A 22,048-nucleotide genomic window follows, 5' to 3' on the forward strand; every position below is an offset into this window, starting at 1 on the left:
ACACCCCCAATCCGGGCACCAGCGGCGTCGACACCTTCAGCTACACCATCAGCGACGGCAACGGCGGCACCGATACCGCGACGGTCACGGTGATCGTGAATTCGCCTCCGCCACCTCCGCCACCTCCGGCTGCCCCGACGGTCGAGTCGGTGTCCGATGCGATGGCCACGGAAGGTGACGACCTGGTCCACACGGTGACACTGACGGGGACGACGTCGAATCCGACGACGTACGACTTCTCGCTGGTCGGTGTGACGGCGACCGAAGGCGACGACTACACCAACGCGCCGGTCTTCAGCGATGGCGTGATGTACGACGGCGTGGCGGGTCAGATCACCGTGCCGGCGGGTGTCACCAGCTTCACCGTGACCTACCCGACGCTGATGGATGCGATCACCGATCCGGGCGAGACCACGACCGTGACGGTGGGCGGTGAGACGGGCACCGGCACGATCAACGATCCGGCTGCCCCGACGGTCGAGTCGGTGTCCGATGCGATGGCCACGGAAGGTGACGACCTGGTCCACACGGTGACACTGACGGGGACGACGTCGAATCCGACGACGTACGACTTCTCGCTGGTCGGTGTGACGGCGACCGAAGGCGACGACTACACCAACGCGCCGGTCTTCAGCGATGGCGTGATGTACGACGGCGTGGCGGGTCAGATCACCGTGCCGGCGGGTGTCACCAGCTTCACCGTGACCTACCCGACGCTGATGGATGCGATCACCGATCCGGGCGAGACCACGACCGTGACGGTGGGCGGTGAGACGGGCACCGGCACGATCAACGATCCGGCTGCCCCGACGGTCGAGTCGGTGTCCGATGCGATGGCCACGGAAGGTGACGACCTGGTCCACACGGTGACACTGACGGGGACGACGTCGAATCCGACGACGTACGACTTCTCGCTGGTCGGTGTGACGGCGACCGAAGGCGACGACTACACCAACGCGCCGGTCTTCAGCGATGGCGTGATGTACGACGGCGTGGCGGGTCAGATCACCGTGCCGGCGGGTGTCACCAGCTTCACCGTGACCTACCCGACGCTGATGGATGCGATCACCGATCCGGGCGAGACCACGACCGTGACGGTGGGCGGTGAGACGGGCACCGGCACGATCAACGATCCGGCTGCCCCGACGGTCGAGTCGGTGTCCGATGCGATGGCCACGGAAGGTGACGACCTGGTCCACACGGTGACACTGACGGGGACGACGTCGAATCCGACGACGTACGACTTCTCGCTGGTCGGTGTGACGGCGACCGAAGGCGACGACTACACCAACGCGCCGGTCTTCAGCGATGGCGTGATGTACGACGGCGTGGCGGGTCAGATCACCGTGCCGGCGGGTGTCACCAGCTTCACCGTGACCTACCCGACGCTGATGGATGCGATCACCGATCCGGGCGAGACCACGACCGTGACGGTGGGCGGTGAGACGGGCACCGGCACGATCAACGATCCGGCTGCCCCGACGGTCGAGTCGGTGTCCGATGCGATGGCCACGGAAGGTGACGACCTGGTCCACACGGTGACACTGACGGGGACGACGTCGAATCCGACGACGTACGACTTCTCGCTGGTCGGTGTGACGGCGACCGAAGGCGACGACTACACCAACGCGCCGGTCTTCAGCGATGGCGTGATGTACGACGGCGTGGCGGGTCAGATCACCGTGCCGGCGGGTGTCACCAGCTTCACCGTGACCTACCCGACGCTGATGGATGCGATCACCGATCCGGGCGAGACCACGACCGTGACGGTGGGCGGTGAGACGGGCACCGGCACGATCAACGATCCGGCTGCCCCGACGGTCGAGTCGGTGTCCGATGCGATGGCCACGGAAGGTGACGACCTGGTCCACACGGTGACACTGACGGGGACGACGTCGAATCCGACGACGTACGACTTCTCGCTGGTCGGTGTGACGGCGACCGAAGGCGACGACTACACCAACGCGCCGGTCTTCAGCGATGGCGTGATGTACGACGGCGTGGCGGGTCAGATCACCGTGCCGGCGGGTGTCACCAGCTTCACCGTGACCTACCCGACGCTGATGGATGCGATCACCGATCCGGGCGAGACCACGACCGTGACGGTGGGCGGTGAGACGGGCACCGGCACGATCAACGATCCGGCTGCCCCGACGGTCGAGTCGGTGTCCGATGCGATGGCCACGGAAGGTGACGACCTGGTCCACACGGTGACACTGACGGGGACGACGTCGAATCCGACGACGTACGACTTCTCGCTGGTCGGTGTGACGGCGACCGAAGGCGACGACTACACCAACGCGCCGGTCTTCAGCGATGGCGTGATGTACGACGGCGTGGCGGGTCAGATCACCGTGCCGGCGGGTGTCACCAGCTTCACCGTGACCTACCCGACGCTGATGGATGCGATCACCGATCCGGGCGAGACCACGACCGTGACGGTGGGCGGTGAGACGGGCACCGGCACGATCAACGATCCGGCTGCCCCGACGGTCGAGTCGGTGTCCGATGCGATGGCCACGGAAGGTGACGACCTGGTCCACACGGTGACACTGACGGGGACGACGTCGAATCCGACGACGTACGACTTCTCGCTGGTCGGTGTGACGGCGACCGAAGGCGACGACTACACCAACGCGCCGGTCTTCAGCGATGGCGTGATGTACGACGGCGTGGCGGGTCAGATCACCGTGCCGGCGGGTGTCACCAGCTTCACCGTGACCTACCCGACGCTGATGGATGCGATCACCGATCCGGGCGAGACCACGACCGTGACGGTGGGCGGTGAGACGGGCACCGGCACGATCAACGATCCGGCTGCCCCGACGGTCGAGTCGGTGTCCGATGCGATGGCCACGGAAGGTGACGACCTGGTCCACACGGTGACACTGACGGGGACGACGTCGAATCCGACGACGTACGACTTCTCGCTGGTCGGTGTGACGGCGACCGAAGGCGACGACTACACCAACGCGCCGGTCTTCAGCGATGGCGTGATGTACGACGGCGTGGCGGGTCAGATCACCGTGCCGGCGGGTGTCACCAGCTTCACCGTGACCTACCCGACGCTGATGGATGCGATCACCGATCCGGGCGAGACCACGACCGTGACGGTGGGCGGTGAGACGGGCACCGGCACGATCAACGATCCGGCTGCCCCGACGGTCGAGTCGGTGTCCGATGCGATGGCCACGGAAGGTGACGACCTGGTCCACACGGTGACACTGACGGGGACGACGTCGAATCCGACGACGTACGACTTCTCGCTGGTCGGTGTGACGGCGACCGAAGGCGACGACTACACCAACGCGCCGGTCTTCAGCGATGGCGTGATGTACGACGGCGTGGCGGGTCAGATCACCGTGCCGGCGGGTGTCACCAGCTTCACCGTGACCTACCCGACGCTGATGGATGCGATCACCGATCCGGGCGAGACCACGACCGTGACGGTGGGCGGTGAGACGGGCACCGGCACGATCAACGATCCGGCTGCCCCGACGGTCGAGTCGGTGTCCGATGCGATGGCCACGGAAGGTGACGACCTGGTCCACACGGTGACACTGACGGGGACGACGTCGAATCCGACGACGTACGACTTCTCGCTGGTCGGTGTGACGGCGACCGAAGGCGACGACTACACCAACGCGCCGGTCTTCAGCGATGGCGTGATGTACGACGGCGTGGCGGGTCAGATCACCGTGCCGGCGGGTGTCACCAGCTTCACCGTGACCTACCCGACGCTGATGGATGCGATCACCGATCCGGGCGAGACCACGACCGTGACGGTGGGCGGTGAGACGGGCACCGGCACGATCAACGATCCGGCTGCCCCGACGGTCGAGTCGGTGTCCGATGCGATGGCCACGGAAGGTGACGACCTGGTCCACACGGTGACACTGACGGGGACGACGTCGAATCCGACGACGTACGACTTCTCGCTGGTCGGTGTGACGGCGACCGAAGGCGACGACTACACCAACGCGCCGGTCTTCAGCGATGGCGTGATGTACGACGGCGTGGCGGGTCAGATCACCGTGCCGGCGGGTGTCACCAGCTTCACCGTGACCTACCCGACGCTGATGGATGCGATCACCGATCCGGGCGAGACCACGACCGTGACGGTGGGCGGTGAGACGGGCACCGGCACGATCAACGATCCGGCTGCCCCGACGGTCGAGTCGGTGTCCGATGCGATGGCCACGGAAGGTGACGACCTGGTCCACACGGTGACACTGACGGGGACGACGTCGAATCCGACGACGTACGACTTCTCGCTGGTCGGTGTGACGGCGACCGAAGGCGACGACTACACCAACGCGCCGGTCTTCAGCGATGGCGTGATGTACGACGGCGTGGCGGGTCAGATCACCGTGCCGGCGGGTGTCACCAGCTTCACCGTGACCTACCCGACGCTGATGGATGCGATCACCGATCCGGGCGAGACCACGACCGTGACGGTGGGCGGTGAGACGGGCACCGGCACGATCAACGATCCGGCTGCCCCGACGGTCGAGTCGGTGTCCGATGCGATGGCCACGGAAGGTGACGACCTGGTCCACACGGTGACACTGACGGGGACGACGTCGAATCCGACGACGTACGACTTCTCGCTGGTCGGTGTGACGGCGACCGAAGGCGACGACTACACCAACGCGCCGGTCTTCAGCGATGGCGTGATGTACGACGGCGTGGCGGGTCAGATCACCGTGCCGGCGGGTGTCACCAGCTTCACCGTGACCTACCCGACGCTGATGGATGCGATCACCGATCCGGGCGAGACCACGACCGTGACGGTGGGCGGTGAGACGGGCACCGGCACGATCAACGATCCGGCTGCCCCGACGGTCGAGTCGGTGTCCGATGCGATGGCCACGGAAGGTGACGACCTGGTCCACACGGTGACACTGACGGGGACGACGTCGAATCCGACGACGTACGACTTCTCGCTGGTCGGTGTGACGGCGACCGAAGGCGACGACTACACCAACGCGCCGGTCTTCAGCGATGGCGTGATGTACGACGGCGTGGCGGGTCAGATCACCGTGCCGGCGGGTGTCACCAGCTTCACCGTGACCTACCCGACGCTGATGGATGCGATCACCGATCCGGGCGAGACCACGACCGTGACGGTGGGCGGTGAGACGGGCACCGGCACGATCAACGATCCGGCTGCCCCGACGGTCGAGTCGGTGTCCGATGCGATGGCCACGGAAGGTGACGACCTGGTCCACACGGTGACACTGACGGGGACGACGTCGAATCCGACGACGTACGACTTCTCGCTGGTCGGTGTGACGGCGACCGAAGGCGACGACTACACCAACGCGCCGGTCTTCAGCGATGGCGTGATGTACGACGGCGTGGCGGGTCAGATCACCGTGCCGGCGGGTGTCACCAGCTTCACCGTGACCTACCCGACGCTGATGGATGCGATCACCGATCCGGGCGAGACCACGACCGTGACGGTGGGCGGTGAGACGGGCACCGGCACGATCAACGATCCGGCTGCCCCGACGGTCGAGTCGGTGTCCGATGCGATGGCCACGGAAGGTGACGACCTGGTCCACACGGTGACACTGACGGGGACGACGTCGAATCCGACGACGTACGACTTCTCGCTGGTCGGTGTGACGGCGACCGAAGGCGACGACTACACCAACGCGCCGGTCTTCAGCGATGGCGTGATGTACGACGGCGTGGCGGGTCAGATCACCGTGCCGGCGGGTGTCACCAGCTTCACCGTGACCTACCCGACGCTGATGGATGCGATCACCGATCCGGGCGAGACCACGACCGTGACGGTGGGCGGTGAGACGGGCACCGGCACGATCAACGATCCGGCTGCCCCGACGGTCGAGTCGGTGTCCGATGCGATGGCCACGGAAGGTGACGACCTGGTCCACACGGTGACACTGACGGGGACGACGTCGAATCCGACGACGTACGACTTCTCGCTGGTCGGTGTGACGGCGACCGAAGGCGACGACTACACCAACGCGCCGGTCTTCAGCGATGGCGTGATGTACGACGGCGTGGCGGGTCAGATCACCGTGCCGGCGGGTGTCACCAGCTTCACCGTGACCTACCCGACGCTGATGGATGCGATCACCGATCCGGGCGAGACCACGACCGTGACGGTGGGCGGTGAGACGGGCACCGGCACGATCAACGATCCGGCTGCCCCGACGGTCGAGTCGGTGTCCGATGCGATGGCCACGGAAGGTGACGACCTGGTCCACACGGTGACACTGACGGGGACGACGTCGAATCCGACGACGTACGACTTCTCGCTGGTCGGTGTGACGGCGACCGAAGGCGACGACTACACCAACGCGCCGGTCTTCAGCGATGGCGTGATGTACGACGGCGTGGCGGGTCAGATCACCGTGCCGGCGGGTGTCACCAGCTTCACCGTGACCTACCCGACGCTGATGGATGCGATCACCGATCCGGGCGAGACCACGACCGTGACGGTGGGCGGTGAGACGGGCACCGGCACGATCAACGATCCGGCTGCCCCGACGGTCGAGTCGGTGTCCGATGCGATGGCCACGGAAGGTGACGACCTGGTCCACACGGTGACACTGACGGGGACGACGTCGAATCCGACGACGTACGACTTCTCGCTGGTCGGTGTGACGGCGACCGAAGGCGACGACTACACCAACGCGCCGGTCTTCAGCGATGGCGTGATGTACGACGGCGTGGCGGGTCAGATCACCGTGCCGGCGGGTGTCACCAGCTTCACCGTGACCTACCCGACGCTGATGGATGCGATCACCGATCCGGGCGAGACCACGACCGTGACGGTGGGCGGTGAGACGGGCACCGGCACGATCAACGATCCGGCTGCCCCGACGGTCGAGTCGGTGTCCGATGCGATGGCCACGGAAGGTGACGACCTGGTCCACACGGTGACACTGACGGGGACGACGTCGAATCCGACGACGTACGACTTCTCGCTGGTCGGTGTGACGGCGACCGAAGGCGACGACTACACCAACGCGCCGGTCTTCAGCGATGGCGTGATGTACGACGGCGTGGCGGGTCAGATCACCGTGCCGGCGGGTGTCACCAGCTTCACCGTGACCTACCCGACGCTGATGGATGCGATCACCGATCCGGGCGAGACCACGACCGTGACGGTGGGCGGTGAGACGGGCACCGGCACGATCAACGATCCGGCTGCCCCGACGGTCGAGTCGGTGTCCGATGCGATGGCCACGGAAGGTGACGACCTGGTCCACACGGTGACACTGACGGGGACGACGTCGAATCCGACGACGTACGACTTCTCGCTGGTCGGTGTGACGGCGACCGAAGGCGACGACTACACCAACGCGCCGGTCTTCAGCGATGGCGTGATGTACGACGGCGTGGCGGGTCAGATCACCGTGCCGGCGGGTGTCACCAGCTTCACCGTGACCTACCCGACGCTGATGGATGCGATCACCGATCCGGGCGAGACCACGACCGTGACGGTGGGCGGTGAGACGGGCACCGGCACGATCAACGATCCGGCTCCGCCAGTGATCGGCGCCAACCTAACTGCTTTGCTCGACGACGACGCACTGATCGGCGGCAATCCAGGCGGTACAGGCGATGACAGTGATGCTCAGAATGTAGCTGGAACGCTCAGCTTCGATGCAGGGACTGCGGGCGCAACCGTCGCCTTCCTGACCAGCGGCAGTCCGGATGGATTCACCTACGAGCTTGCGGCGAACGGTAACGACCTGCTGATCAATCAGGGAGCGATTACGGTGCTGACGGTGACGCTCGATCCGGCTACGGGCGCCTACACCGTGGCGCAGAACGCGCCGATGCTGCACGCTACGGGCGACAACGAGAACAATGCCGCGTTCGCAGTGACCTATCGAGTGACGGCAGGAAATGGCGCCTCTGCCAACGGCACTCTGAACATCAATGTCGATGACGACAGCCCTGTTCAGTTCGCGGCGGACCCGGGCGCGGTGCTCGATACGGACATCGCTCCGACGGCGTTCAATCTCAATCTTGACCTGGGCGCCGATGGCGCTGGCACGGCTACGTTCGACATCACCAACAACGGAATGATGGCGCGTGACATCGATGGTGCGCTGCTCAAGATCAACGGCGATCAGATTTATCTATTCGGAGACGGGGCTGGCACCCTGACGGGCAGCACCAGCCCGACTAATTCGGGCGGCGTTGTTGCTTTCACGATTGCCCTGGACCCGTTTGCCAATACCTACACGGTGGACTTGAACGGGACCATCAGCAATGGCACCGAGTTCAGTCTTACCGATCTGACCAGTGGCGTTGCAGGTAACGTGCAATTCAGGGGAATTGGATCTAACGCTAGTGTGGAGGCCGTCGACATATTGCTTTCGGGGCGTGGAGGAACCGTCAACACGAACGCCACTTCCATCGGCGTGGGCAACCAGGCGATCGATGCCAACGAGGCCGTGCGTATTGATTTCGTGACCAGCCTTGTAGATCCCGGCGTCGACGTGAGTGGGTTCAACTACGCGGCGCACCAGTCAGCGATTTCATTCAGGCAAGCGATTCCGCAGGTCAGTGGCGGCCCCAGCAACACTGTAGCTATCGTGGTGGCAGCTATCGTTGATCTCACCAACGATCAGACCTTCCCCAACACCCTGGCAACCATCGCTGCCGACCCGAATGAGGAATTGGCGGGAATCACCAAGGTTACGGTGTTGGAAGACGGCATCACTGAGCGGGTGTTCTCGTCTGATGGCACCGTCGGTGGCATCACGGTGGACTTCCGCGTCGACGGTACAGTTTCGATCTCTGGCCTGCAGGAGGGGGATATTTATCAGATTCACTCCAACACGCCCTTCCAGGCCGTTCTGGTTGAGTCCGTTCCGACCAACACTGTCAGCTTTGATCTCGGTCTATTCTCTCTCGAGACCGTCAATGATCGGTCCCCTATCAATCTCGCCTACGATGTGGTGGGCACGGATGCCGACGGCGATTCGGCCAGCGGTACTTTGAGCTTGGCGCTGCTGCCCAACAATGTGGATTCCATCATTGGTGATGCCTCCGGGCAGACGTTGAATGGGGATGCCGATGGAAACAGCCTTGCCGGCCTGCTGGGTAACGATACGATCAATGGCCTTGGCGGCAACGACTTCCTCTTCGGCGGCGCGGGCAATGACACGCTGACGGGTGGGGCTGGCAGCGATACCCTGTACGGCCAGACCGGGAATGACACGCTGACCGGTGGCACGGGCGCCGGTGGTCTGGACACTACCAGCGACCGTTTCGTGTTCCAGCGAGGCGATTCAGGGGTGGATACGATCGCCGACTTCAATCCTGCGACCGCGAGTGCGGGTGGAGATGTGCTCGACCTGCGCGATCTGCTTCAGGGTGAGTCCGGCACCGCAGCCAATCTTGATACCTACTTGAAGTTTGAAACCGTCGGGGCTGACACGAAGATTTCAGTCAGCAGTCAGTCAAACGGGGCTGTAGTGCAGGAGATTGTTCTGCAGAACGTCACCCTGGCCGGCAATTCGGACGCTGAAATCATTCAGAACCTGCTGAATGCTGGCAAGCTGGTCGCCGACGGAAATCCCTGAGGCAGGTCGCCTCTAGCATTTGCGCACACCATGCGCCGTGCAGGGGATCAAGGCTTGAGGCTTTTGAGCCGCGTCTGTTTCAGGCGCGGCTTTCTTATTGCGAACGAGCAAGGATATGAACGACCAAAAGGATGAGGGCGGTCTGGCAGTTTATCTGCGCCGCGACGCAGCGGGGCAGATTGCCTCGGTCAGCCGCCTGCCCTCGCCCGATCACCCGGAGTCCCGCTCGCCGGAGCACGCGGAAGTGGTGTTGTTTCTGCAATCTCTGACGCCGCGCAAGGCGGCCTTGCTGGAATCAGATCTGTCGCTGATTCGAGCGCTGGAGGACCTGATCGATGTGCTGATCCGCAAGGAGGTTCTTCGGCTCACCGACTTGCCGGAAAGTGTGCAGAACAAGCTCATGACGCGTCGCCGTCTGCGTCGGTCCTTGGACAGTCTGAGTCTGCTGGGTCGTGACGACGATACGGTTTAGCTGGCATTCCGGAATCTGCCCGAACGGGCTTGCAGAATCTGCGAGGCGGCATGCCTTACGAGGCGCAGGTGCAAGGCTGGCTGTTCCGTTGATCCTAAAAACGGCAATTGGACACGGATTTCGCGGATAAACACGGATCAAAACACAAACCTGCTGAGAATCGTTGCTTCACCGATTGGGTGCCTTGATCGGCGTTGGCAATTCGCTGATTTTCAATCCGTGTCATCCGTGAAATCCGTGTCGAATGCTTTTTCCAGGTTGATCACGCTGGTCAGGTGAAGCCGCTCCACGAGTTACGGCGCTGTGGACGCTGAGGCTCGCGTGGTTGCCTTTCCAGTGAAGCCGTCCACCCCGAGGTTGCCCAGAATGGGAATGTCCTTGTCGTCATGCACACCTGTGGCGATGGTGGTCATTCCCAACACGTGGGACACCGCGCAAAGGCTGCGCAGGAAAACCTGATGGTGCTCACTTTCGTGGACCCGCTGGACAATGGCGCTGTCGATCTTCAGGTAATCCAGCCCCAGATCGTGTAGGTCGGGGATGCTGGCGAATTGGTGGCCGGCATGCTTGAGCCCGACCCGACAACCCAGGGTCTTGGCGATCTGGCAGAAAAATCTGAACTCCGGAAGGTGCCGCAGGGCGCTGTACTCGGGCACTTCCACCCATAGCTTTGCGGCCGTTGCGGCACGTCCGTGCAACTGCTTCGAGAGCCGGGTGACGAACTCGGTGGAGCAGATCGCGTCGGCGGAGAGATTGATGCTGACCGGCGCATGCAACTTTTCGATCTGAGTCAGTGCAGCACCCAGGACGCGGGCGTCCAGCTCGGGCATCAGGGCGGTCCGCCCGGCCCAGGCGATAAATTGAGCCGCAGGTAACCACTGTCCACCGATATACAGCCTCGCTGGAGATTCGAAGTGCAGCGTCTCGCCAACGGCGTTCACAACCGGAAAGCGACCCAGCTTCACGCCATGAAAGCGCATGGCCTGATCCAGCGTGGTTCGCCAAGTGGCAATGTCAGTCGGCAGTTTGGACGGCTCCGCCGGGGCATCCGCGAGCACAACCGACCTTCCGCTTTGCTCGGCCAGCGCCAGCGCACCGTCCGCGCGCGCCAGTACGCTGGCGCGCGATTCCCCTCGCGCGTAGGTGGTGCAACCCGCCCACACCGGCTCGGTGTCGGCGGGCCCCCGTTCCTCCGACGCCAGCAGCGCGTTGGACAATAGAATTTCGGCCACTGCCATGGCGTCGGATTCTCCCGGTGCCATCGCGGCAAAGTCTGCAGATCCGAGTCTGGCCACAACCCACCGATGCGGCCGGTGCTGTGCTGCGCGCTGAAGTTGATCCCCTACCCGGCGCAGCAATTCGTCAACCGATTCGCGGCCGATCATTCGATTGAGTTCAGCCAGCCCGGAAACCCGCAGAATCACGATGATGCCGGACGCGCTGACGTCGTCCTGCCCCAAGGCGTCCTCCAACGTGGAGATGAAGGTTTCCCGATTGCTCAGGCCGGTGATGGGGTCAATTTGTATTTTCTGCCGAAGTTCCTCGAGCTGCTTGGTTCCGCGCGCCAGCATGGTCTGAACCCGCTCCGACAAGCTGTTCATGGCGCGCACCAATTGCTTGAATTCGAGCGTGACGGGTTCGGCCTGGGTCACGAAACGTCGTTCGCCCATGGCCTCGGCCTGGGCCACAACGCCTTGAAGCGGGCGCAGGATCACACGCAACAGAAGTGATCCCAGGGCGCCAACCAAAAGCGCGGCAACCGAAAACCAGCCCAGCAGCCGGACGCTACCGTTCCAAAGATCGATGTAGGCGAACTGGTCGTGACTTTCCAAGGTCAGCACGCCGTACTGTTTCCAGCCGTCCTGCACATGCGCAGTGCCCGGTGCAGTGTCCAGGTGCATGGCAGAGACAAAGGCGGTTGGGGCGCCCTGCACCGGCGTATCGTTCTGGCGCTCAAATAGGAGCGCTCCCTCTGGATCAGTCAGCCGGATCAGGCGGTAATGGCCGGCGTCGAACTGGGCAGACAGCATCAGTTCGATGGTGACCGGATCCTTGTCCATCTGTGTCATGGTCAGGGCCAGGGCAGTCACGTTGTCAATGTTCTTCACGTTCAACTGATGCGCCAGATAGTCCCTGGCCGCCGTGGTGCTGATGATGAACGTGCCGCCAAAAGCGAGCGTCATCACGACGATCACCGCGAGCCATAACTGGCGAGTCAAAGACATGGCGTCGCACCATTAACCAAGCGCACATCTGGTGACGGGAATCGCTTCATGGCATGCCTTCCTGTTCCAATCTGGCCAGCACCCGCCGCCAGCGAGACAGCCGCTCGGTCGGGTCGCTGGGAGTAAGGGTGGCGCCGGCCCACAAGCCGGCACCGTTGAAGCTAAACACGGGGGTCAGGTCGGTGCGGGCATGCGCCCATTCGATGCTTCCCACCAGGTTGTCGAGAATCTGCGGTTCGGCGTCCGTGCTCGCGTAGTAGCCCAACACCATGTGCGCTACCGAAGTTCGAAGGCCGGGCGAACCCGTTTGGGCCCTGACGTAAATCAGGCGCAAACGAGACTCCGGGACTCCCAGCGCGATCAGGCTGACGTACTTGGCGATGGCGATATCCTCGCAGTCGCCGCGACCGCGACCGAACAGTTCTACCGGCGTGGCCCAGTAGTCCACCTGTCCCCAGGTCTGCTCGTCGCTTTGAAACAGGGTTCTGGCATTGACAAATTCGTTGACCAGAGCGAGTTGTTCTGTCACCGGTTCACGCTTGGCAAAGTCGATCAGTTGAATCCACGCGGATATGGCCTGCAGCCCCGACTGACCGAACCGTTCGGTGGCAGCTTGGCGCAGGCGTTCGCGTTCTTGCGAATTCGATGTCGCTCCGCCCCATCCCAAAACCAAAAAAAACGGAATCGCCATCAATAGCGCGTGCCCGCGCTTGGCTCCCCATGGCAAAAAAAACCGCAGCAGGTTCGCGGCCATCCCTAGCTTGGTAGACCAGCGGTTGGCCAGCCCTTGAACTTAAAAAAGCATTGAGCTAGCCCATGTTCGTCGATCCGGCAAAAGTCGTAATCAAGAAAATTCAGGGCAATAGACCCCGACGTTCGCCTGGATGACAGGCTATTTAGCCCCCCCCCAGAGCTGCATATAGCGGTTCGCTGCACGATGGCGACTCTCAGTTGGCCGACCGATAGGGGGCATGGTGCAAAGCTTATTCCAGAAGCGAAGGAGAGCTACAACCTCGACCGTTCATCGCGGCGGATTCCGCCGCCGGTCATTCGGCGTTAACCGCTTGTCGCCCCTTTTTTTCTGTTGATCTCTCTCGTATTAGACTTCCGCGCTGAGCCGTGCAGGCGCGCGGTCAATAATAAAAACTTTGATTGGTTTGGGAGCACTTGAATGCATCGAATGATCCAGGGTCTTGTCCTCCTGGTAACGGCTGTTGTCGGCCAACAGGCCTGGGCTCAACCGGCCACAACCGCCGCCGAGGCCGCCCAAAAGGCGATCTCCACGAATCCTCAAGTGCAGCAGGCTTGGCATGCTTTCCTGGCGGCCGAGGATGAAGAAAAATCTGCGCGTGGAGGGTTCTTGCCAAAGGTCGATCTAGGGGCGTCGGCGGGTTTTCAACGCTACGACCTCGACCGACTCAATCGCGAAGAAGACTACGAGCCGGTTGGGGTCAACCTGACGATCACCCAACTGCTCTACGACGGTTTTGGAACCAGCCGCAATGTTTCTCGCCTGGACCGCGCCAAGCGCGCCCGGTACTTCGAACTTTTGAACGCTGCAGAGTCCACCGCGCTGGAAGCGGTCAGTGCATACGAAGATGTCCAGCGGTTTCGGGCGCTCGAAGCATTGGCTCAGAGTAACGTGGCCAGGCATCAGGACGTATTCGGCCGGATCAAGGAGCGGGTTGAGGCCGGCGTCGGCCGCGCGGTGGACCAGGAACAGGCAACCGGGCGCCGGGCGCTTGCTGAGTCCAACCTGATCATCGAGCAGAGCAACTTGCACGACGTCAGTGCCCGATATCAGCGGATTGTCGGCGAGTGGCCGGCTCCCAATCTGGCCCCCGCGGGGCACAGCGTTGCCGAACTCCCTTCAGATCTGTCGGCGTCGCTGATGTCGGCTTATGTGCAACATCCTTCGATCGCGGCCGCGTCTGCCAACATTGCGTCCGCCGAGGCCCAGAGGGACAACCGCCGCAGCCTTTATCACCCCAGATTGGACCTGCGTTTGCGCGGCGACTATGGCGACGACCTGGACCGTGAATTCGGCAACAGCACCGACACCCGCGCGGAGGTGGTGCTGACTTACAACCTGTTCAATGGCGGTTCTGATCGCGCAGCTGTCAATCAGGCCGAGGATCTGGTGTCAGTCGCGCGCGACCAACGGGAAGATGCCTGCAGGGACGTGCGTCAAGTTCTGCGCATTGCGCTTAATGACCGCAAACGGATCGGCAGCCAGCTCGAGTATCTGAAAGTCCATAAGGAAACCACTGAGAGAGCGCGTATCGCCTATCTGGACCAGTTCCAGATCGGGCAGCGCAGCCTGCTCGATCTTCTGGATACCGAGAATGAGCATTTCGAGGCGCAGCGCGCCTATGTGAATGGCGAGTACGACTACTCGATTGCCCATGCAAGGGCGCTCACCGGATTGGGGCGCATCCGCCAGACGATTGGTCTCACCCGCGCTGACCTGCCGGATGCCGAAACGCTGAGCGATGAAGATTCATACGCCGGAGTGGGCTGCCCCTCGCAGCCGGCAGATGCCGAGCCGATGATGGTGGTGAGTCGGGCAGCTCCGGTGCCGGCGGCCGCGGTGAACCGGGACCTCGATGGCGACGGGGTGGTCAATGCCAACGACCTTTGCCCCAACACCCCTCCCGATACCAAGGTCGACGGCGCCGGGTGCGCGCATCGTGAGGCTGTAGTTCTCAGCGGCGTGACTTTCGCCCATGACTCCACGGAGTTGACCGGCGGTTCGCAGAGCACTCTTGATAACGCCGCCAGAATTCTGAGCGCGAATCCGCAAGTGCGGGTGCAGATTGCGGGCCACACCGATTCGACCGGAGCACCGGAATACAACCTGAGATTGTCACAGGGCCGGGCCGCCTCGGTGGTGCGCTATCTGGTTGCCAAGGGCGTTACTGCTGATCGATTGGAAGCTCGCGGCTATGGTCTCACCGAGCCGGTTGCCAGTAACGACACGAGCGAGGGCCGTTCGCTGAATCGGCGCGTCGAGTTTCGCGTCCTCGGCGAGTAGGGCGGCGGTCTGCGGTCCACTGACTTTGGAACATTCCCCTTCCCACTCGTGGGAGAGGGCAGGGGAATGTGGTTACTGCCACACGCATGTTGAGCGCGTCGCACACACTTTTTGGCGCAGCCACTTGCGTCGGCCGGAGCGGCTGCGAGACAGGCGTGCCGGGCACCTGGGCGACACGGAGTAGGCAGTTCGGTCGAGCGCCCGTAACGCGGGCAAACAAATTCAGTGCCTGCGGTGGTCGCACCTGACCTCGCGGCGAGTCTTTCGGCTGGGGCTTATTCGCAGACCGTCCCTGCGGTAGGCTTCCGATCATGCGCCCCGAAAATTTTTCCAATGGCACCCCCGCCGAGCCGGCCGAGTCGTCCGGCAAGCCGCGCCTGGCCGTGATCGGTAGCGGCCTCGGAGGCCTGGCGGCGGCCTGGCTGTTGCGGCAGCAGTTCGACGTCACCGTGTTCGAGCAGCATGCGCGCCCCGGCATGGGCGTGTTCACCGTGGATTACACCAGCCGCGGCGCCACCACCCGGATCGACATTCCCACGCGCGTGTTCTGCGAGGGCTATTACCCCCACCTGTTCGCCCTGCTGAAAACCGTCGGCGTGCATATGCACGCCACCGATCATTCCGCTGCCTACGGCGATGCGCGCGGTGAGGTCTTTTTCCATTACGGCAACCTGCGCGTGTTCGGTCGCTCGGTGAGCTATCCCAAGGGGGCGAGCACATTCAGTGCCGATGCACGCTGCATCGGTCTGGACAGCGGGCGCTTCTTTGCCCAGGCACGCAAGGATCTGGCCGCACATCCCGAGCACCTTGCGCAGCAGACGCTGGATCACTACCTGGATGACCACCTCGCCGCCAAGACTTATGGTGCGGCGTTCGTGCAGCAAGTGCTGTTGCCAGCCCTGAGCGTGATCTGCACCTGCGACTACGACAGCGTGCTCGCCTATCCGGCCGATCTCATCCTCGGCTACTTGTGTAGCGGGGTGATGCAGCAGGGCGTGGTGCGTGCCGAGAAAGGCGTGGACGACATCGTGCCGCGCCTGCTCGCCGATGTGCAGCAGGTTTGTGGCCAGGCGGTGGCCCGCGTAGAAGAATCCGTCCGCGGAATGACCGTTACTACCGCCGACGGCGTGGGCCGGCACTTCGAATCAGTGGTCGTCGCCGCGCAGGCGCATCAAGCTGCGGCGATGCTGCACGGCTTCGATCACTACAAGACGCTGCTGGAGCAGGTGCCGTTCGAGGCCTCCAGCATGCTGGTGCACACCGATCATGCGCTGCTACCGCGCACTCGCGTGCCGCTGTCGCCAGTCACCTATCACCTGCCTGATGAGGCCACGCGCCCGGAAGTCACGGTGGATCTGACCAAGGCGTTTCCGACCTACCGCAAGCAGGATTCGGTGTTCCAGACCTGGAATCCGATCCGCCAGCCACGCGCGGAATGCGTGATTGCCGAGGCCCATTTCACGCGCCCGCTGGTCACCATGCAAAGCCGTCAGGCCATGGCCGCCCTGCGCAAGCTGCAGCAGGAAGAAGCGCAACCGACGCTGTGGTTTTGCGGCGCCTATGTGTCTGATCGCGTGCCATTGCTCGAAGCCGCCGCCGCGTCTGCGGTCGATGTCGCCCGGCGGCTGGGCGTCACCATTCCCTGGGATGCGTGACCGTTCCGGAGTTTCACGACCTCGCCGAGGCTGCGCTCAATCACGAATCTGGTGGCTGGACCTGTTGGGGCAATCTGGGCTGCTGGGCGCAGGCCCGTACCTATCCGGACGCCTGCGCCGCGCTGGCTGACGAGCTGGCCACCGCGCTGCAACTGAATCCACGAACCCACTTGATCGACATCGGCTTCGGCAGCGGCGACCAGTTGCTGCATTGGCGCACGCGCTACGGGGTTCGGCACATCGCAGGCCTCAACCTGTCACACAGCCAGACCGATTTCGCGAAACAGCGCCTGGTCGATCACGGTCATGCCGACATCGCTGGATGTATCCGGCAAGGCGACGCAAGCGAACTGCCAACCTGGGTCGCCGCGGCGCCTGTGGCGGCGGACACGATCCTCGCGCTCGACTGCGCGTATCACTTCGGTTCGCGCCAGAACTTCGTCGCCGATGTCGCGCAGGTCTTGCCCGCCGGCGGTCGCCTGGGCATGACCGACATCATTCTCGGGCGGCCCCGACTCAAGCTGCATGAGCACGCAGCGCTGCGCGTCATCAGCCGGCTCAGCCACCTTCCCTGGAATAACCTGCAGTCAGAGGACCGCTATCGCGGCGTCTGGCACGCCGCCGGCTTCGAACTGGAATCCTGGGCCGACATCACCGATCAGGTCTTCGAGCCCTTCGGCGACTGGCTGACACGCTACCAGGCCAGCCTGGACCCTGAGGTCGCGCGGCGCATCCGATGGACCAAGTACAACGCCACTGCCGGCTTTCTGCGCTGGGCCGCACGCAATGGCGTGTTGCGTTACGTTGTTTGCGTGGGCCGCAAGCGCTCAAGGGCGGCCCGTGGCCGCCGTCAGGCCCGTCTACTCGGCGCAGACGGCGGGTACGGCCCGCCCTTGGACCTACCGGCTACGCCAAGGGTTCTTGCGTGATCATGGAGTGCAATGGCGCGCTGAGCGCTTCTACACTCCCGTTCGCGCCGTAAGCCTAAGCGCCTCGCATGCCCAGGATCGCCACCCATACCCGCATCGATGTCGCCCATGGCGTGGTGCCGAGTACCTATGTGCGCCTGCTCTACGAATACCTGGATACACGCGGTGTCGATAGTGCGGCGCTGCTGGGCGAGCCCGCACCCAACCCGGTCGGATCGGCGCCGGGACGGTACCCGGTCGAGCGCTGGCGGCGCCATCTGCAGACCGCGGCGTCGCATCTGCGCGACGTGGACTTCGGATTGCACCTGGGGCAGACCGTCACGCCGCGACATTTCGGCGTCATGGGCTATGTGCTGCTGGCCTGCGGCACCCTGGGCGCGGCCTTGCAGCGCTTGCACCGCTATCAGCGCCTGGTCTACGACGTCAGCCCCATGCGCCTGCACGCTGCGCGCGACGCCGTCACCCTGGAATGGGGCACCGAGCACGGGCGGCCGGGACGACTGGTGGACGAAGCGGCGATCACCGCGCTGGTGCAGTTCGCCCGCGACGTCACCGGTGAGCGCAGTCACGCGGTACTGGCGGTGCATTTCGTCAATGAGCCGCCGCCTTCGCTGGCGCCGTACCGGAAATATTTCGGCGGCGAGGTCTTGTTCGAGCAGACCGCGACCCGCGTTCGACTGCCGGTGTCCTTGCTCGCGCGGCCCTTGCGTCAGCCGGATTCGGCACTGCTGGGTCTGCTCGAAGCGCAGGCGCAAACCCTGCTGGCCGAACTGCCCGAGGCCGGCGATCTGGAACAGGCAGTGCGGCGCGCGGTGGCGGCGTCAGCACGTGAAGGCGAGGTCAGCCTGGATCGTGTCTCCAGCGCCTTGCACACCTCCGCGCGCACCTTGCATCGCCGGCTGGAATCCATCGGCATGAATTTTCGCAACCTGCGCGATGACACCCGCCGGCGTCTGGCCGAACAACATCTCGCCGATCCGGGTATCGCCATTGCGGAGGTGGCGCTGCTGCTCGGTTACTCCGAGCAGAGCGCGTTCACGCGTGCGTTCCGGCGGTGGACGGGGGAGTCGCCGTTGCGCTTTCGCAAGCAGCGCCGGCTCGCCTGAATCGTTCAGGCTTTATTTCGAAAGCGCCATCGACAGCCCCGCCATCTTGAGCTGTACCACCGGCGACTTCGCCATCTTCATCAGCCGCGCGACTTGATCGAGCTCGGGTGAAGACAGCAGCGGGTAACTGGTCTTGACCGGACCCGCCGCGCGCATCTTCTCGATATCGGTCTGCGGCACCAGTGCGCGCAGGATCAGCTCGTCGTCATCGTCGGTGCCGTAGCGCTTGCGCAGCTCTTCGATGGTGGGCTGCTCCGGCGGATTCGACAGGACTTTTTTGGCGCTTGGCGCCGACAGGATCTTGTCGCGCACATTGGCGTCGATGGGCGCCACGGTGTCGCCGTAGTGGCCGGCGGCGTACTGGATCACCTCATCGGGCACGGTCTCGTAGCGCTTGCCGGTGACGATGTTGAGCACGGCCTGGATGCCCACAAGTTGCGAGAACGGCGTCGCCATTCCGGGATAGCCGAGTTCCTGGCGCACCACCGCGGTTTCGCGGAAGACTTCCTCAAGCCGATGGCTCATGCCGTGGCGTTCAAGCTGCGCCTTGAGCGTGCCGGTCATGCCGCCCGGCACCTGGTGACGGATGGCAAGCACGTCGTACTCGTTGTGCTGATTGACCAGAAAACCAGCCGCCTTGCCTACCTTCTCGAAGTGTTCGGCGACCGGTGCCAACAGCTTGGTATCCAGGTTGTGGGTGTGCCCCAGCAACTCCAGGTTATGCGCCATGATTTCCGTCGACGGCACCGAAGGGCCGTTGGCCATGGGGCGGCTGGCGGTATGCAGAATGCTCACGCCCAGCTCCACCGCATCCAGATAGGCCTTGGCGGACTGACCGAGAATATTGTTGGAGTGAAACTCGATCGGCTTGCCACGACAGTTCGCCTTGATCGCAGGGATCAGCGTTTTCATCCGCTCTTTTTCCAGCACGCCGGCGGTGTCGTAGAGCAGGATGGTGTCGATGTCGGGCGAGGCGGAAATGCGGTCGGCCTTGTCGGCGTAGTACGCATCGGTATGTACCGGCGACAGCGCGAACATGATGCTGCCCGCCACCTCGCTGCCGAACTCCTTGGCCACCTTGGCCAGCCGATGCATCTTGTCGATGTTGAACAGCACGTCGTAGATCCAGAAAGACCGGCAGCCGTGGCGGTTCAACTGGCGCATCCAGGCATCCATCAGCGCATCCGGCGTCACCCCGAAAGTAACGCTGGCATTGCTGCGCATGCCGCCGCGGATCGGTGTGCGCGGCATCGACTGCACCAGCAAGTCTAGACCCGCCCAAGGGTCTTCACGACACACGCGCACCATCACTTCAAACATCGAAGAGCCGGTGAGATCGATCACGCGAAAGCCGGTGCGATCCAGCAAGGGCGTCACCGGCAGGGCCATGCCGGCCTGCATGCGCATGCCCCACAGGGACTGCTGGCCGTCGCGCAGGGTTTCGTCTAGGAATTCGATGTGGGCCATGGATGCTCGCCTGTGTATTTTTTTTAAGTAGCGGTTTCACGCAAAGACGCGAAGAAAAGCGCAAAGGCGCCAAGAACAAAATTTCTGCGCCCTTTCCTTTTCCTTTGCGCCTTGGCGAGAAATGGTTACGGTTGGCTGTTTACCGTTTCGCATACGACGGCAGCAGCACCTGCTCCAGCCAGCGTGTCGAAATCCGGTTGTTCTGAAAATCCGCATGCGCGGCGATATGTCGCAGCAGTGGCAGATTGGTGGCGATGCCTTCGATGCAGAAATTGGCCAGCGCGTCGCGCAAGCGCAGCACGGCTTGCTGGCGATCCGCGCCCTGCACGATCAGCTTGGCGATCATGCTGTCGTAGAACGGCGGCACCATCGCACCTTCGAACATCGCGGTGTCCAGGCGCACGCCGTCGCCGCCGGGCGGATGCCAGCGCGTGATGCGGCCGGGACTGGGCGCGAAATTGCGGTCGGGGTCTTCGGCGATCACGCGCACTTCGATGGCGTGGCCGCGCGGCGCGATCTGCGCCTGGGTCAACGGCAGGGGCTGGCCCGCAGCGACGCGCAACTGCATCTGGATCAGATCGACACCGCAGATCATCTCCGACACCGGATGCTCCACCTGGATTCGCGCATTGACCTCGATGAAATAGAACTCGCGACGCTCAACGTCGTAGAGGAATTCCACCGTGCCGGCGTTGCGGTACTGGATCGAGGACAGCAGCCGCACCGCAGATTCGTGAAGTCTGACCCGCACGTCCTGCGGCAGGATCGCGCCGGGCGCTTCTTCCACCATTTTCTGGTAGCGGCGCTGGGACGAGCAGTCACGCTCGCCGAAGTGCAACACGGTGCCATGGCCATCGCCCATCGCCTGCACTTCGATGTGGCGCGCGGTCTGCACGAAGCGCTCTAGAAACAGGGTGCCGTCGCCAAACGCTTCCTGCGCTTCGTGCGAGGCACGCTCGAAACCCTCGCGCAACTGCTGTGCGTCCTGCGCCACCACCATGCCGCGTCCGCCGCCGCCGGCCGAAGCCTTGGTCACCACCGGGTAGCCGACCTGTTCGGCAAACGCCACCGCATCGGCCGCGCTGTCGAGCTTGCCGCTGCCTGGCACCAGCGGCACGCCTGCGGCTTGCGCGAGTTCACGCGCGGCGATCTTGCCGCCTACCTGTTCGATGGACTGCGGCGTGGGCCCGACAAAAGCGATGCCGTGTTCCTCGCACAAGCGCGCCAGCCCTGCACGCTCTGACAAAAAGCCATAGCCGGGATGCAGCGCATCGCAGCCGGTGGACTTGGCCGCGTGCACGATCAGGTTCGGATTCAGATACGAGGCCGAGGCCTTGGCCGGGCCCAGGATCACCGTGCGATCCGCCTCGCGCGCGGCCAGCGAGTCGCGATCTGCAGCAGACGCGGCGAGTACCGATTCGATCCCCAGCGCGCGCGCGGCGCGCACGATGCGCAGTGCGATCTCTCCGCGGTTGGCGACGAGCAGGCGCTTCACGGACTCACCGTAGCCCGGTTTCGCGCAAGCGAAGCCGGGGCCCTCGCCGACAAGCGCCACCCCGGCTTCGCTGCGAGAAACCGGGCT

The 22,048-nt window shown here is 63.7% G+C and carries 10 protein-coding genes; 6 read left to right on the forward strand and 4 right to left on the reverse strand.

What is annotated here, in order from left to right:
• The first annotated feature begins 161 nt into the window (after positions 1 to 161).
• Together ACOOHP_RS00210 and ACOOHP_RS00215 are read left to right on the forward strand one after the other, a co-directional pair.
• Positions 162 to 9,578, forward strand: a complete 9,417-nt coding sequence (locus tag ACOOHP_RS00210; protein ID WP_420464454.1) for a type I secretion C-terminal target domain-containing protein — start codon at positions 162 to 164, stop codon at positions 9,576 to 9,578.
• A gap of 115 nt (positions 9,579 to 9,693) precedes the next feature.
• Entirely contained in the window at positions 9,694 to 10,050 is a 357-nt protein-coding gene (locus ACOOHP_RS00215; RefSeq protein WP_420464455.1) for a tryptophan synthase subunit beta like protein, read from the forward strand.
• Between the two features lie 293 nt (positions 10,051 to 10,343).
• Here ACOOHP_RS00215 and ACOOHP_RS00220 read toward each other — a convergent pair whose 3' ends face one another.
• A complete protein-coding gene (locus ACOOHP_RS00220) occupies positions 10,344 to 12,275 on the reverse strand; it encodes a bifunctional diguanylate cyclase/phosphodiesterase (protein WP_420464456.1) in 1,932 nt (643 codons plus the stop codon).
• Positions 12,276 to 12,321: 46 nt separating this feature from the next.
• Entirely contained in the window at positions 12,322 to 13,029 is a 708-nt protein-coding gene (locus tag ACOOHP_RS00225) for a transglutaminase-like cysteine peptidase (protein WP_420464457.1), read from the reverse strand.
• Positions 13,030 to 13,446: 417 nt separating this feature from the next.
• Here ACOOHP_RS00225 and ACOOHP_RS00230 point away from each other — a divergent pair, with 417 nt between their 5' ends.
• The 4 genes from ACOOHP_RS00230 (at position 13,447) to ACOOHP_RS00245 (ending at position 18,999) form a co-directional block, all read left to right on the forward strand.
• Entirely contained in the window at positions 13,447 to 15,309 is a 1,863-nt protein-coding gene (locus ACOOHP_RS00230; protein ID WP_420464458.1) for a TolC family outer membrane protein, read from the forward strand.
• A 311-nt stretch (positions 15,310 to 15,620) separates the two neighbouring features.
• Positions 15,621 to 16,964 (forward strand): NAD(P)-binding protein, encoded by a 1,344-nt coding sequence (locus ACOOHP_RS00235; RefSeq protein WP_420464459.1) that lies wholly within the window; start codon positions 15,621 to 15,623, stop codon positions 16,962 to 16,964.
• Positions 16,961 to 17,893 (forward strand): SAM-dependent methyltransferase, encoded by a 933-nt coding sequence (locus tag ACOOHP_RS00240; protein ID WP_420464460.1) that lies wholly within the window; start codon positions 16,961 to 16,963, stop codon positions 17,891 to 17,893. Before ACOOHP_RS00235 ends, ACOOHP_RS00240 begins: the two co-directional genes overlap by 4 nt.
• A 68-nt stretch (positions 17,894 to 17,961) precedes the next feature.
• Positions 17,962 to 18,999, forward strand: a complete 1,038-nt coding sequence (locus ACOOHP_RS00245; protein WP_420464461.1) for an AraC family transcriptional regulator — start codon at positions 17,962 to 17,964, stop codon at positions 18,997 to 18,999.
• Positions 19,000 to 19,011: 12 nt separating this feature from the next.
• Here ACOOHP_RS00245 and ACOOHP_RS00250 read toward each other — a convergent pair whose 3' ends face one another.
• Together ACOOHP_RS00250 and ACOOHP_RS00255 are read right to left on the reverse strand one after the other, a co-directional pair.
• Complete coding sequence (locus ACOOHP_RS00250) at positions 19,012 to 20,466, reverse strand: pyruvate carboxylase (protein ID WP_420464462.1); 1,455 nt, start codon at positions 20,464 to 20,466, stop codon at positions 19,012 to 19,014.
• Positions 20,467 to 20,605: 139 nt separating this feature from the next.
• The gene (locus tag ACOOHP_RS00255) at positions 20,606 to 21,961 is read right to left on the reverse strand and encodes an acetyl-CoA carboxylase biotin carboxylase subunit (RefSeq protein ID WP_420464463.1); all 1,356 of its coding nucleotides are present in this window, start codon (positions 21,959 to 21,961) and stop codon (positions 20,606 to 20,608) included.
• Positions 21,962 to 22,048: the final 87 nt, after the last annotated feature.

It is taken from the genome of Panacagrimonas sp., assembly GCF_965216805.1.
In the GTDB taxonomy this organism is placed as follows: domain Bacteria; phylum Pseudomonadota; class Gammaproteobacteria; order Nevskiales; family Nevskiaceae; genus Panacagrimonas.